This window comes from Thiobacillus thiophilus, assembly GCF_055378705.1.
In genome coordinates, this window is the sequence record NZ_AP042404.1 from 1661493 (window position 1) to 1675097 (window position 13605).

The following is a 13605-nucleotide window of genomic DNA, read 5'->3' on the forward strand; positions in this document are numbered from 1 at the left end:
GAAACGCAATGTTCTGGCAGGCACTGACCGCGATGCGTGATCTACGGCGTTTGCACGAAATCGCCTCGATCCTGATCCGCTACGGGTTTGGCGACATGGTGCGCCGGATGGGGCTGTCCAACGCCCTGGAGCGGGCGGGGACGGCACTGCACTGGAACGAAGCGGCAGACTTCGCCCACATGACGCCCCCCGAGCGCGTGCGGCGGGCGCTGGAGGAAATGGGGCCGACTTTCGTCAAGCTCGGCCAGGTGCTCGCTACCCGAGTCGATCTACTCGAACCCGAGTGGACCGCCGAATTCGGGAAGTTGCAGGACAGCGCGCCGCCCGCTCCCTGGGCAGCCGTACATCAGCAGCTCAGCGAAGACCTCGGCGCGCCACCCGAGGAAATCTTCGCGGCCTTCGATCCCGAGCCTCTGGCGGCCGCTTCCATTGCGCAGGTGCATCGGGCGCGTCTCGAAGATGGCGGCGAAGTCGTGGTCAAGGTGCGCAGGCCCGGCATTCGGCCCATTCTGGAAGCCGATCTGCGCTGGCTTGCGCGCCTGGCCGAACTCGCCGAGACGGAGAGCGCGGAATGGCGCGTCCTGCATCCGCGCGAGATGGTGCGCCAGTTCGCCCAGTCGCTGCGCAATGAACTCGATTTCGCCGGTGAATGCCGCAATGCCGAACGCATCGCCGAGAACTTCACCGGCTATACCGATCAGGATTCTCCTCCTGCCGTCCCGGGCGAGGAGAAGCCGGACGCGGATGGCGCACCTCCCATCATCGTCATTCCCCGCGTGTATTGGCAGTGGACCGGCGAGCGGGTCTGCGTACAGGAATTCATTGGCGGTATTTCCGGGCGCAGGCTTCAGGCCGTGGACCAGGCTGGCCTGGACCGCAAGGTGCTCGCACGGCGTGGCGCCAATGCGGTACTGAAGATGATCGTCGAGGACGGGGTGTTTCATGCTGATCCCCATCCGGGCAATGTGTTCTATTTGCCGGACAACCGTATCGCCTTCATCGACTTCGGCATGGTCGGCAGGCTGGCGGAGGAACGCCGCGACCAGTTGATCCGCCTGCTGCTGGGGCTGGTGAGGAACGACGCCCGCGGCGTTGTCAACGTCATGCTCGACTGGACGAGCGACGACGTGGCAAATGAACAGGAGCTGTTGCTGGAAGTCCAGTCTTTCATCGATCGCTACCACGGCGTGCCGCTGAAGCAACTGCGGTTGAGCGCAATGTTGTCCGACCTCGTGGCGATCCCGCGCCAGCATCACCTCGTCCTGCCCAACGATCTGTCCTTGCTGATAAAAGCCTTCGTCACACTGGAAGGCTTGGGCCGCGAACTCGATCCCGGCTTCGACATGGCCAACCAGGCACTGCCGCTGCTGGAGCGTGCCATGCACGCGCGCTACTCCCCGGCAGCGCTGCTCAGACGGGGGCGGCGGGCGGCCGGTGACATCTTCTCGTTGCTGGCAGGCTTGCCCCAGGACATCTCCCGGCTGCTGCGAGCCGCCCGCCGCGGCCGTCTGGAGGTACACATCGACGTCACCCATCTGAGACGGGTCGGCGATCAACTCGACAATGCCGCCAACCGCCTGGTGATCGGGATCGTCGTCGCCGCGCTCATCGTCGGCTCGTCCATCGTCATGACCGTGCCGGGAGGACCGACGCTTCTGGGGTTGCCGGTCTTCGGTCTTGTCGGATTCCTGGGCGCGGTGGCCGGCAGCCTATGGCTTCTGCTTTCCATTCTGCGCAGCGGGAGAGGACGATGAGCAGCATCGGGAAGGTCGTCATCTTCTATTCCTCCATCGGATACGGACACATCAGTGCCGCGCAATCCATTCAGGACGAGATACGGCGGCGATCTCCGGCGACCCGGGTGCTGCTGCAGGACATCCGCACGTTCATGCATCCGGTGTGGCGACGGGTTGACGAGCGCCTGTACTGGTTCGTAGCCAACAATCTGCCGGCGTGCTTCGAGAGTCTGTTCCGTGCGATGCAGGCGCGCGGCAGTCGTGTGGCCTCGCTGTCGATGCTGCCCAATGACTATCCGGAAGAGAGCGTATCGGCCTACTTGACCGCGCAGCGGCCTGATGCCGTTCTCGCCACCCACTACGGGGCAGCCCAGGTGCTGGGAACATTGCGGGAAAAAGGACTGCTGTCCGACACGAGAATCGGCTGGCTGCATACGGACTTCTTCGAGGGTTATTTCCCACGCATCTCCAAGCGGATCGACCGTACCTTTCTTGCCCACCCGGAACTGGAAACGCGCTGGCTGGCCGCAGGCGTTCCGGCCGACAAAGTCGTTACCAGCGGCATGCCGGTGCGGATTCCCGCGGCATCCGCCGACGCCCGCCGTGCCACGCTCCAGGGCCTTGGGCTGTCGGTGGACGTGCCGACCCTGCTGCTGACCGGCGGCAAGGAAGGGGCGGGCGACTATCTGGGGGTCGTCGAAAGCATCGTTCGCCGCTGCCCGGGCCGCCTGCAGATCATCGCGGTGTGCGGCACGAATACGCGGCAATACGAGGCGCTTGCCGATCTGCGCGAAAGGCTGCCGGACACGGTGACGTTGAAGCCGCTGGGGCTGCTGCCGCGCAGCGAGATGGCGTCGTGCATGGCAGCCACCGACATCCTGGTCACCAAGGCCGGCGGGATGACGCCCGCAGAGGCTTTTGCCCTCGGGGTGCCGACCGTGCTGCTCGACGTGATCAGCGGCCATGAACGCGAAAACGCCGCGCTGTTCCAGCGCCAGGGCCTGGCCCGGTTCGCGGCCAGCGCCGACGATGCGGGCAGATCCGTGATGGAACTGCTGGGCGACCCCGCCGAGCGCGAGGCCATGCTGCGAGCCCAGCAGGAGTTCCGGCAGGGCATCGACATCGCAAGCATCGTGCGGTTTGCGCTGGACGATGGCTTCAGGCCAGGCCGCCCGCTGCCCGGCTATGGCGTCGAGAACGGCGCGCCCGTCCAGGGCATCGATCAGGCGCTGGCGCAACTGGATTCCGAAGCACCGGCAGAGGTCGAGCTGCTGTTGTCCTACGCCACGTCCAAAACGCCGCAACGGGTCGTTCTCGAAAACCCGTTCGGGCATCTTGCCGTCCGCATCGGCGATACCGTCTACAGCGCGAACTACATCGCGGACCCGTCCGTCGACCCGAACTTCCTGCAGCATGTGAGCCTGGCGGACTACCTGTACGGCATCCATCGTCCGTCCCGTTCGCAAGTTCACACCAACACCTACGGCATGGCCTATGGCCGTGAGACGCTCGGGCTGCGGGTCCAAGGCATTCCCGCCGAGCGCCGTGCGGCGATGGTGGTCGAGGCCCACCGCATCGAAAACGGATTCCGGGACGCAAGCCTGCGCTGGAGCAGGAGCGATCTCAATTGCGCCGACGTGGTTGCGCGAATTCTCGCCGCCGGTGGCTACGACGACCGCTCCCTGTACGACCGGGCAGGCCTGCCGAGCATGCCGCTGGATTTGTTCGAGCGGATGCGGGCGCACTTCGAGGCCGATACTTCCTTGCGGGAAGAACTGGTGGCCTACCGATTGCTGCCAGGAACGCAGGCAAGCTACCGCTTCTCCCGTTTTCCGCTGTCGGTCGGGCAGCCATTGCGCTCGATGGCGCGCGTCCTGAGCGATGCACCGCGGGATGCGCTTGAGCAGGCAGCGACCCGGCAGGTCACCGGTTACTTCGGCGACCGGCGGCTCTACGTGGAGAACCTGCGGGCATGCTGGCCAGCTTCGGAATCTGCGCACTCCTCCTTGACCAGCCGTCCTCATTTGGCGCTGGCGCAGGCCATCCGCGCCGATTTGCGGCGTCTGCTCGCGGTATACGTGAAACTGCCGCTCAAGCGGATCGAACGCCTGGGCAGCTTCCCCGCCGCACAGGAGTTCCACCGTCTCGCCGACCGCGGGCTCCAGCTCGCCCGACTCGCCACCGAGCACGTCGAAGATGACTTGCATCCCCGCACCGATCGCCTGCGCGCGCTGTTCACCCGGCTCGTGGAGGACTACGGGCGGATTAACCCGCAGCGTTTGGAGTCGCGCCACGTGCGGTCATACCTTGCGCGGCTTCGGGCGTTCGAGTCGACGCTGGGACGTGAACTCGTACCTACCGGTACTGCGTGGGCGCTCCTGCCCGCCTGGTGGCACAGGATAGCGGCGCTCGCTCGCACCAGTGCGCGGTCGCACCCTCGCAGCGGGGGGACGAGTGGGTTCAGCGGCATGCGGGTTGATCCGGGCGAAGTCGAGCTTAACGGCGATGCGAAAGAGCACGGTGCGCATCCTCTCGAAGCTGATCCGGCCGCGCGTTTGACGCTTGGTGACCTGGAAGAGCCCACCATGACCGTTGCCACTGACCATGAGGCACCCGATTTTTCGCAGTTCCATTACCATTGAAAAGATCGTTCGTATGAACTATGTCTTTATCGGAACAGTCGGAGGATGTATGCCAAATCATGCCGAAACAACCAGCGGCCACGAGGCGCGCAGTGCCAAGACCCGATCGCAGTTGATCGAAGCAACGATTGACGTTGTCGCTGCCGTTGGCTACGAGGGGGCAACCACACGCGCCTTGGCCCAGGCGGCCAAAACCACGCTGTCGGCCATTCCCTACCATTTCGGCAGCAAGAAGGAACTCTATCTGGCCGCAGCGGAGATGATCGCCGAATATGCGGCCAATCGCTTCGCGGAAGCCGCAGCCTTGCTCGACGATACGCCGGACATCGAGCTTTCCGTTCGCTTCGAACGCGCACTGATCCAAGTGCTCCACACCATGCTGGACGAGGCCGAGCCGCATGCCTGGACGGCATTCGTGGCCCGCTGCGCTTACGACAACGACGACGCCTTCGCCCTGATTCATGAACGCGCGATCGCTCCGCTGCAGAAGCGTCTAGTACATGCCGCCAGCCAGTTTAGCGGCCGATCTTCCGATGACGAGGCGCTGCGGATGCGCGTTATCGCAATTCTGACGGCAATTTTCAGTTTCAGGTTTCTGCGCGGCGTGATGCTCCGTGGCATGGACTGGAAAAGCATTCGGAACGAAGCCACCAAGCAAATCACGGACATGGTCCACGATCTCTGCCGAAGCGGCTTTCTTACTGTTTGGTCGGCTGATGACGGCGCGGACCAAAAAACAGGCCCCTCCCTTTTTGATTCCATCAATCGCTCTCAACTGAAAGGAAATACATCATGACTCTCCAATCCTACGCCTTTCCTGAGATTGTCGAGCAACTCCCTGAAGCTGGATTGCCGATCCCGGGCGTCAAGATTTTCATCTCGCACGCAGGCACGCACGAGGTGTGGTTCCTCAAGTCAGAAATCGATCTGGACTACCCGCCGCATGCCCATGCGGCGCAATGGGCCGTCGTCCTGGAAGGTCGAATTCACATCAAGATGGATGGTTCAAGTCGTACTTACGAGAAAGGGGACCAATACTACCTCCCGCCTGGAGTCGAGCATTCGGTCCGGATCGAAGCCGGCTACGCCGAGGTCATGTTCCTGGATGACCCAGACTTCCTTGGATTGCAGCAAAAGTTGAAACCTGCTGACTGTTCGTCCTGCTGATGACGGCGCGGACAAGAAAACAGGCCCCTCCCTTTTTGATTCCATCAATCGCTCTCAACTGAAAGGAAATACATCATGACTCTCCAATCCTACGCACACCAAACCATCGCATGGGTGAAACAACGCCTCGATGAGGCCGATGCCATTCTTTCCGAGGTCGAAAAATCGGCCGCCGATATCAAGGAGGATGCCCGCAAGCAAGCCGACGCAGCCCGCGCACGCCTCGCGGCATCCCGCGCGAAGCTGCAGCAGTACTACGATGATCTGCGCGCCCAAGCGGACACCGCGAAGCAGGAAGCGGGCGAAATTCAGGACAAGCTCGAAGCCGAATGGATCGAGGTCGAGTCCGCCCTTCAGCAGTTTGTCGCCACGACCGGCGATCAGGTGAAAACCACGCGCAGCATCGTCGTCGTCCGTGCGCACGCACAGCGGGAAGCGTGGCAAAACTCCCTGAAGGAGTTGCGTGACCAGGCGGCCGATGCCGTCGAGAAAGCCCGCGGCGAACTCGATGCCGCGTTCGATCACCTTTCCACTGAGGCCGAGAAATTTCAGGCACGTATCGGTGAGGTCAAGGACGCCGGCGATGAATCCTGGCGTGCCGTCAAGCAGGGGTTCACCAATGCCAAGGCAGCTCACGACGTCACGGTCCAGAAGATCAAGGATGCCTTTTCCAAGGTTCTTTGAACCTAGGCGCCACGTTGCTTTTACTTTGGCTTATCAGGAGAAATCACCATGAAACTTCGCTTTTCCACAATCGCCTTGGCGCTGCTTGCTCAGACAGCGTTGCTGTCAGCTCCTCCCGCCTTGGCACAGAATGCAGAAGCACAGGCCGATTCAGCCGCCGCACAGAAGGAGCCCTCAAGGGTTCACCAAGCACTGGCGTGGTCGCAGGATCGGCTGGCCCAGCTTGATGCCAACATTACTGCCCTGGAAAAAGACGCCAGCAGGCTCCGGGGCGAGGCGCGCACCAAGGCCGATGCGGCGTTGGCGGACCTGCGCAAGCAGCGGGATACCTATCGCCACCGGGCTCAAGATGCCGCAGCCAACGCAAAGAACTGGAGCGATGCCCAGATCGCCGAAGCACGTCAGGCACTTGACAACGATTGGGCCACCTTCCAGGCCACCCGAGACAAATATCTTGAGGAAAGCAAGGCCAGCATCGCTACGCAGCGTGCCGTACTGGAGGCGGAACTGAATGCGCAGCAGAAAGCGCTTGCTGGATTGCGTGCCGACGCGGCCAAGCTCGCGGCGGATCAGCGCGCAGCCATTGAAGGGCGTATTGCTGCACTGAATGCAGATGTGGAGGAGACCAAGGCCCGGGTCTCGAAAGCCTCGTCCGAGGTATGGGAGACCACGAAAAAGAGCTATGGGGAAGCCCAGCGGCTTTTCTCCGAAACCTATGCGTCTATCCGCCAGTCCATCGACGAGGCCAAAAAGTAATTTCCCTAATGCCGGAGACGCAGGCATGTCCTGCGCATTCTCGTCTCTGGCGCATGTGCAGATGCATGGGAAGGTGACAGCCGGAAAATTCTATTGAAGGGGAAAGGCGATGAATCTGACAAGTGAAATCAAAGCCCTTGGCGTAGAGATCGCCGAGCAAGCTCGCCAACGGACGAAGCCGCAAGATGAAGCCCCGCCCCCCACCGAAGAAGTGAGCTGCGTCAGCGAAGCACGTTCTCAATTACACGATGCCGACGCTTTCTTGAAAGCTGTAAACGAAACCCTTGACGAGTTTGCGGACGATCTGAATAGGCACCCGCGCTTGACGGCGCTGGCCGCGCTTGGCATCGGCCTGGCTGCGGGCGTCGTCATCGGTTACCAGGCTCGATAACCGATTTGTGCTTTCCTTGAAAGGTCTCCTATGTCGACTCTCAACTCTGCAAAACTCTACGGCCGCATAGCATTGCTGCGCCGCCAAGTCCTGCTTCGACAGCTCATTCGGCGCAGTATCACCGCCGCACTGGCTATCGCGGCGTTCATCGCCACCTCCGGGCTGGCGACTTATGCGCTGTTCCTGGCCATCAAAGCTCCTCTCGGTGATCTCGGGGCAACACTGGCAATCGCTACCCTTTACTTGGTGGCGGCGCTCATTTTGCTGGGTTACACCTTGCATGAGCCACATTCCCCTGAACTGGAGGCACTTGCCGAAATGGAGGCCGCCGCGCTTGAAACAGTCACGGCCGATACGCAAGGCATCGTGCAACTGGCCACCGCAGCCGGCCACCGCATCGAGAATCTTGGCAGCAGCTTGACTCTTGGCGTTGGCATGCTGGGCGCGCTTCGCAAGCTCCTGGCTTCTCGAAAGCCTTAAAGAACGGGGCGCAACCGACCGGCTGTGCCGGTGAGTACTCACAAGAAGAACGCACCGCGAGACGTAGATCTGTGCCAACGCGGAACTCAGTTATCACGGCAAGGATTTGCCAGCCACCCAGTGAGGAAGGGGACACATGGAACTTCGTCACTTGCGCTGCTTTCTGGCCGTGGCCGAAGAACTCCACTTCGCCCGTGCGGCCGAGCGGCTGCACATCGAGCAGTCGCCGCTATCGCGCACCATCAAGGAACTGGAAGAAGACCTGGGCGAGCAGTTGTTCGTCCGTACTAGCCGCAGCACACGTCTGACGCGGGCCGGCAGACTGTTTCTGGAGCACGTGCCGCGTGTGTTCTCCGCCTTGCAGCAGGCCCGCGACAGCGTGAAGGCGGCAGCCAGTGGCTTCCACGGCCAATTGCGCATTGCGCTGTCCGATGGCATCACGCCCTCACGCTTGCCGACCTTGCTGGCGATGTGTCGGCAGGAGGAACCCGAGGTTGAGATTCGATTGTTCCAAGTGCCGCTGTCACAGCAGATCAAGGGGTTGCAAGACGATCTGTATGACGTGGGCTTTGCACAGTCCGATGAAGTGGGCGATGGCATCGCGGCTGACGCAGTGTGGAGCGACCCGCTGATGGTGGCGGTGCCGGCGCGGCACCATCTACTGAAGCACAAGCGAATTCCACTGGATGAAGTGCTGCACTTTCCTCTCGTGCTATGCGACCCGCAGGCGTGCGAGGGCCTCGCGCGACAAGTCGAGCGTGTTCTGCGCCGCTCTGACCGGGAACCGCTGATCGTCGAGCGCGTCGCCTCGTTCGAGCTGATGATGGTGGTGGTTTCAGCCGGCTTCGCCTTGGGACTGGCAGGCGGCCCGCACATCGCGGCAAGCCGGGAGCCCGGCGTAGTAGCTCGACCCTTGGCGGGACGTTCGCCCATGCTGCTGACCTACCTGCTGCGGCGCGAAGGCGAGATTTCGGAAGTGCTGTCCCGATTCATCGAGCGGGTGCAAGCCATCGATTTGTCCGAAGGCATGAGGTCCGCTCTACCACCTGAACCTGATCTCCAGGAGGAAACCGACCTATGAAGAAATCCATCCTGTTCCTGCTGGTCGTGCTGCTAACCGCTTGTGGCCCGTCTGAGGCCCCCAAGCAGGCCAACGTGCCGACCGTGGATGAGTTGGCCGCCGATCCGTCGCGGCTGAAGGAGTTGCGCCAGCAATGCAAGACCGACCGCGTAATGCTTGGCGACGTGTTGTGCAATCGCGTTGCCGAGGCCACGCGCAAGCGGTTCTACGGCGACGGAAAGACGCCCTACACACCATCGGAAACGCCACCGAAGTTCTGATCGTCAGTTCTCTGCAATAAATCCTGCCCTTCTTTGCAAACACGCCGCAGCGCGCTCGCGCCTGCGGCGTTTTTATTGGTTTCTTCGCAGCCTGAAACCTTGTTTTTTTCATCATCTTGCTTCCGATAACGGTCTTTGACCGGCACTGACTCGGCACTGATCCTCGCGCTATGCGGCACGTCCTTGTGCCGCTTTCTGACGAGGAATCAGCGCAGGGGAAATCGGAGGCCAGTGAATGCAAGCTCAGGGCGTGCTGTTCGGGCAGATCGCCGCCGTCTTCGGCATCGTGATCGCCGGTGTGTGGAGTGCAACGCAATGGACAGCCGCCGCCCTGGGCTATCAACTACGCCTTGGCTCGCCGTGGTTCGACTTCTTTGGAACGCCGGTCTATCACCCCTGGCGGCTGTTCGAGTGGTGGTTCTTCTTCGATGCCTACGCGCCGCACGTCTTCGACATAGGTGGCGCGATTGCAGGCGGCAGCGGCCTGGTAGCCGTGGTGGTCGCCATCGCCATGTCGGTGTGGCGCTCGCGGCAGTCGCGCCTGGTCACTACCTACGGTTCGGCACGCTGGGCCGATGCGGATGACGTTCGCAAAGCCGGGCTGACTCAGCCGGCCGGCGTTTTCCTCGGCCTGCATCGCGGGCAGTACCTCCGGCACGAAGGCCCGGAACACGTCCTGACCTTCGCGCCCACTCGCAGCGGCAAGGGCGTGGGACTGGTGGTGCCCACTTTGTTGAGCTGGCCCGCGTCCGTCGTAGTCCACGACATCAAAGGCGAGAACTGGACGCTCACCGCCGGCTGGCGTTCGCGGTTTAGTCATTGCCTGCTGTTCAACCCGACCGATGCGAAGTCGGCGGCCTACAACCCGTTGCTGGAAGTGCGGCGCGGCGCGCATGAAGTGCGCGACGTGCAGAACGTGGCCGATATTCTGGTCGATCCCGACGGCGCGCTCGAACGCCGCAACCATTGGGAAAAGACTTCGCACGCGCTGCTGGTCGGCGCGATCCTGCATGTGCTCTACGCAGGCGAAGACAAGACGCTGCGCGGCGTCGCCAACTTCCTCAGTGACCCGGCTTGCCCGTTCGAGCTGACGTTGCACCGGATGATGACGACGAAGCACTTGGGCGATACACCGCACCAGGTTGTCGCGTCCGCTGCGCGCGAAGTGCTCAACAAGTCGGACAACGAGCGGTCGGGCGTCCTTTCCACCGCCATGTCGTTCCTCGGCCTGTACCGCGACCCTACGGTGGCCGAAGTCACGTCGCGCTGCGACTGGCGCATCGCCGACCTGATTTCCACCGAGCACCCGGTATCGCTTTATCTGGTGGTGCCGCCGTCCGACATCAGTCGCACCAAGCCGCTGATCCGGCTCATCCTGAACCAGATCGGCAGGCGCTTGACGGAATCGCTCGACGGCAGCGACGGCATCCAGCGCCGCCACAAGCTGCTGCTGATGCTCGATGAATTTCCAGCGCTGGGCCGGCTCGACTTCTTCGAGTCCGCGCTGGCCTTCATGGCTGGCTACGGCATCCGTAGCTTCCTCATCGCTCAGTCGCTCAACCAGATCGACAAAGCCTACGGCCAGAACCATTCGATTCTGGATAACTGCCACGTCCGCGTGACGTTCGCCACGAACGACGAACGCACGGCGAAAAGGATTTCCGAAACACTCGGCACCGCCACCGAACTGCGCGCGCAGCGCAACTATGCGGGCCACCGGCTCGCGCCGTGGCTCGGGCATCTGATGGTGTCGCGGCAGGAAACCGCGCGCCCGCTGCTGACGCCCGGCGAAGTGATGCAGCTTCCGCCGGATGAGTCCGTGGTGATGGTGTCCAGCGTCGCGCCGATCAAGGCGAAGAAGCTGCGCTACTACACCGACGCCAATTTCAAGCGCCGTGTGCTGCCGCCGCCCGCGCTGGCGACCGGGCAGTACGCCGACGTGCCGCCATCGCGGCCCGACGACTGGAGCGGGCTGGCGATCCCGGCCGTACCCGCCGCGCCGGCCACAGCATCCGCCGACGACCTGGGCGGCACCGATGACGGCGGCCCGCGCCGCCAGCCGGAGCTATCCGAAGTTACCGAATACAGCCCCGAACCGCTGTCCGCAGGCAATGACCTGGGGCTGCTCGATGACGACGACGACCTGCCGCTACCGCTTCCCGGCCAGCTCGACCCGGCCATGCAGCGCACGGCCCGGCTGGCTTCCCTCGACCCCAACGACGGAATCGACCTATGAGCCAATACCGCCTCAATCTGTTCATCCAGCACGAGCACGCCAAGCGGCTGGAAGAACTGGCCGCCAAGAAAGGCGTGTCCAAGTCGTCCATCGTCGCGGCGGCGCTGGCGTCCTGGCTGTCGCCGGACGCGGGCGACCAGCGCGAGGCGGCCATCGCCAAGCGGCTGGATCGCCTGTCGCGGCAGGCCGATCGACTGGAGCGCGACCAGAACATCCAGATCGAAACGCTGGCGCTGTTCGTGCGCTACTTCCTGACGGTCAGCACGCCGGTGCCCGAAGCGCATCAGGACGCGGCCCGCGCGCAGGGCAAGGCCCGTTTCGAGCAGTTCGTTGAACAGTTGGGCCGCCACCTGCTGCGCGGGCGCAGCCTGGTGCGCGATGTGGTGGAGGAACTGCACCCCGACCCAATGCGGATGGATGACGCGGCGGCGCAGGCCGAAGCCCATGAACGTGCTGCGGAGCGTGCCTCATGAGCGCCGTCCCGCAGATCCCGCCCGAACCCCGTTCATCGGCCGCGACCTCGCTGGATCGCCGCATCCAGATGCTGCGCACGGCAATGGGGCCGCTGATCGCCGCCGCGCTGGAAGACCCGGACGTGGTGGAAATCATGCTCAACCCCGACCGCACCCTATGGGTGGATCGGTTGTCGTCTGGCCGCACGCCGCTGGGCGTCGAACTGCCCGAAGCCGATGGCGAACGCATCATTCGCCTGGTGGCCGCGCACGTCGGCGCGGAAGTGCATCGCGGCCAACCGCTCTTGACCGCCGAGTTACCCGAAACCGGCGAGCGGTTCGAGGGCATCTTGCCGCCGGCCGCGCCTGGCCCGGCCTTCGCGCTGCGCAAGCGGGCCGTGAGCATCATCGGCTTGGATCGCTACGTCAGCGACGGCATCCTGACCGCAAGCCAAGCGGACTTCCTGCGCCGCGCCGTGCGCGAGCGCCAGAATATCTTGATCGCCGGAGCCACGAGCAGCGGCAAGACCACGCTGGCGAATGCGCTGCTGGCCGAGATCGCCGCCACGGGCGACCGCGTGCTGGTGCTCGAAGACACCATCGAGCTGCAATGCGCGGCCCGCGACCATGTACCGCTGCGCACCCGCGCCGGCGTCGTGTCGATGACCGAGCTGGTGCGCGCCACGATGCGCTTGCGCCCCGACCGCGTGATCGTCGGCGAAGTACGCGGCGGCGAAGCCCTCGACCTCATCAAAGTGTGGGGAACGGGACACCCCGGCGGCATCGCCACCATCCACGCTGGTTCCGCGCTGGGCGCATTGCTGCGCCTCGAACAGTTGATTCTCGAAGTCGCGGTGAACCCGCCGCGTGCGCTGATCGCCGAGGCGGTCAACGTCGTCATCCACATCGCCGGACGTGGCCGCAAGCGCCGCGTCGGAAGCATTGCCCGCGTCGTCGGCTTCGACGGCATGGGCTATCGCCTGGCGGACGCGCTGGAAACGCCGTTTCCCGAGTTGCCGCCGCTTTCTTCTCCGTCCCCTGACCAACCTGGAGAACTGCCATGACGCAGATGCACGCTCACGCTTTCCGCTTTTCCGTAAATCCGCTTCCCCGCCTGTCCAGCCTTGCGCGGCTGCGCAGCCTAGCCCACCCGGCGGGGCAAGGTCTGCTGCTGGCCGCGCTGCTGCTGTTGCTGGCTGGCACGGCACAGGCCGCCGGTTCCTCGATGCCCTGGGAAGGGCCGCTGCAATCCATTCTGGAGTCGATTCAGGGGCCGGTGGCGCGCATCGTCGCGGTCATCATCATCATCGCCACGGGCCTCGCGCTCGCCTTCGGCGATACGTCGGGCGGCTTCCGCAAGCTGATCCAGATTGTGTTCGGCCTGTCCATCGCCTTCGCTGCGTCCTCGTTCTTCTTGAGCTTCTTCAGCTTCTCCGGCGGGGCTGTCGTATGAGTACGGCCAACGATCTTCCGGGCTTCGAGGTGCCGCTGCATCGCTCGCTGACCGAACCGATCCTCATGGGCGGTGCGCCGCGAACGGTCGCCATTGCGAACGGCACGCTGGCCGCCGCCGTCGGACTGGGCCTGCAACTCTGGATTCCTGGCGTGGTGCTCTGGATCGTCGGCCATTCGCTGGCGGTGTGGGGCGCGCGCGTCGATCCGCAGTTCATGGTCGTGTTTGCCCGGCACATCAAGCACAAGCCGCTGCTGGACGTGTAGG

At 63.5% G+C, this 13605-nt stretch carries 16 protein-coding genes; 15 read left to right on the plus strand and 1 reads right to left on the minus strand.

Features of this window, described 5'->3' with window-relative positions; genetic code table 11:
• Positions 1-8 precede the first annotated feature (8 nt).
• The 10 genes from ACZ41T_RS08095 to ACZ41T_RS08140 all read left to right on the plus strand — a co-directional run bounded on the left by ACZ41T_RS08095 (position 9) and on the right by ACZ41T_RS08140 (position 9197).
• Entirely contained in the window at positions 9-1754 is a 1746-nt protein-coding gene (locus tag ACZ41T_RS08095; protein ID WP_023110652.1) for an ABC1 kinase family protein, read from the plus strand.
• Entirely contained in the window at positions 1751-4378 is a 2628-nt protein-coding gene (locus ACZ41T_RS08100) for an MGDG synthase family glycosyltransferase (protein WP_464923926.1), read from the plus strand. Before ACZ41T_RS08095 ends, ACZ41T_RS08100 begins: the two co-directional genes overlap by 4 nt.
• Positions 4379-4427: 49 nt before the next feature.
• A complete protein-coding gene (locus ACZ41T_RS08105) occupies positions 4428-5174 on the plus strand; it encodes a CerR family C-terminal domain-containing protein (protein ID WP_060092226.1) in 747 nt (248 codons plus the stop codon).
• The gene (locus tag ACZ41T_RS08110) at positions 5171-5545 is read left to right on the plus strand and encodes a cupin domain-containing protein (RefSeq protein WP_063942008.1); all 375 of its coding nucleotides are present in this window, start codon (positions 5171-5173) and stop codon (positions 5543-5545) included. Before ACZ41T_RS08105 ends, ACZ41T_RS08110 begins: the two co-directional genes overlap by 4 nt.
• A gap of 75 nt (positions 5546-5620) precedes the next feature.
• Positions 5621-6229 (plus strand): sll1863 family stress response protein, encoded by a 609-nt coding sequence (locus ACZ41T_RS08115; RefSeq protein WP_063942009.1) that lies wholly within the window; start codon positions 5621-5623, stop codon positions 6227-6229.
• A gap of 48 nt (positions 6230-6277) precedes the next feature.
• Positions 6278-6985 carry a hypothetical protein gene (locus ACZ41T_RS08120; protein ID WP_060092220.1) on the plus strand — a complete coding sequence of 236 codons (708 nt, stop codon included), beginning with the start codon at positions 6278-6280 and terminating at the stop codon, positions 6983-6985.
• A 109-nt stretch (positions 6986-7094) separates the two neighbouring features.
• The gene (locus ACZ41T_RS08125) at positions 7095-7376 is read left to right on the plus strand and encodes a hypothetical protein (protein WP_023110648.1); all 282 of its coding nucleotides are present in this window, start codon (positions 7095-7097) and stop codon (positions 7374-7376) included.
• 30 nt (positions 7377-7406) lie between these two features.
• Positions 7407-7856, plus strand: a complete 450-nt coding sequence (locus tag ACZ41T_RS08130; protein ID WP_023110647.1) for a hypothetical protein — start codon at positions 7407-7409, stop codon at positions 7854-7856.
• Positions 7857-7992: 136 nt separating this feature from the next.
• Complete coding sequence (locus ACZ41T_RS08135) at positions 7993-8937, plus strand: LysR family transcriptional regulator (protein WP_023110646.1); 945 nt, start codon at positions 7993-7995, stop codon at positions 8935-8937.
• Complete coding sequence (locus ACZ41T_RS08140) at positions 8934-9197, plus strand: EexN family lipoprotein (RefSeq protein ID WP_023110645.1); 264 nt, start codon at positions 8934-8936, stop codon at positions 9195-9197. Before ACZ41T_RS08135 ends, ACZ41T_RS08140 begins: the two co-directional genes overlap by 4 nt.
• Here the strand turns inward: ACZ41T_RS08140 and ACZ41T_RS08145 are convergent.
• The gene (locus tag ACZ41T_RS08145; protein WP_063942011.1) at positions 9164-9343 is read right to left on the minus strand and encodes a hypothetical protein; all 180 of its coding nucleotides are present in this window, start codon (positions 9341-9343) and stop codon (positions 9164-9166) included. The genes ACZ41T_RS08140 and ACZ41T_RS08145 overlap by 34 nt on opposite strands.
• Positions 9344-9432: 89 nt before the next feature.
• Between ACZ41T_RS08145 and ACZ41T_RS08150 the strand changes: the two genes are divergently transcribed.
• From ACZ41T_RS08150 to ACZ41T_RS08170, 5 genes are read left to right on the plus strand one after another with little or no spacing between them, the layout of a single operon-like run.
• On the plus strand, positions 9433-11433 hold the full coding sequence (locus ACZ41T_RS08150; protein ID WP_023110644.1) for a conjugal transfer protein TraG: 2001 nt from the start codon (positions 9433-9435) through the stop codon (positions 11431-11433).
• Positions 11430-11906, plus strand: a complete 477-nt coding sequence (locus ACZ41T_RS08155; protein WP_023110643.1) for a hypothetical protein — start codon at positions 11430-11432, stop codon at positions 11904-11906. Before ACZ41T_RS08150 ends, ACZ41T_RS08155 begins: the two co-directional genes overlap by 4 nt.
• On the plus strand, positions 11903-12949 hold the full coding sequence (trbB, locus tag ACZ41T_RS08160; protein WP_023110642.1) for a P-type conjugative transfer ATPase TrbB: 1047 nt from the start codon (positions 11903-11905) through the stop codon (positions 12947-12949). Before ACZ41T_RS08155 ends, trbB begins: the two co-directional genes overlap by 4 nt.
• Complete coding sequence (locus ACZ41T_RS08165; protein ID WP_023110641.1) at positions 12946-13338, plus strand: TrbC/VirB2 family type IV secretion system protein; 393 nt, start codon at positions 12946-12948, stop codon at positions 13336-13338. The genes trbB and ACZ41T_RS08165 overlap by 4 nt, the downstream gene beginning before the upstream one ends.
• Entirely contained in the window at positions 13335-13604 is a 270-nt protein-coding gene (locus tag ACZ41T_RS08170) for a VirB3 family type IV secretion system protein (protein ID WP_023110640.1), read from the plus strand. The genes ACZ41T_RS08165 and ACZ41T_RS08170 overlap by 4 nt, the downstream gene beginning before the upstream one ends.
• Position 13605 lies beyond the last annotated feature (1 nt).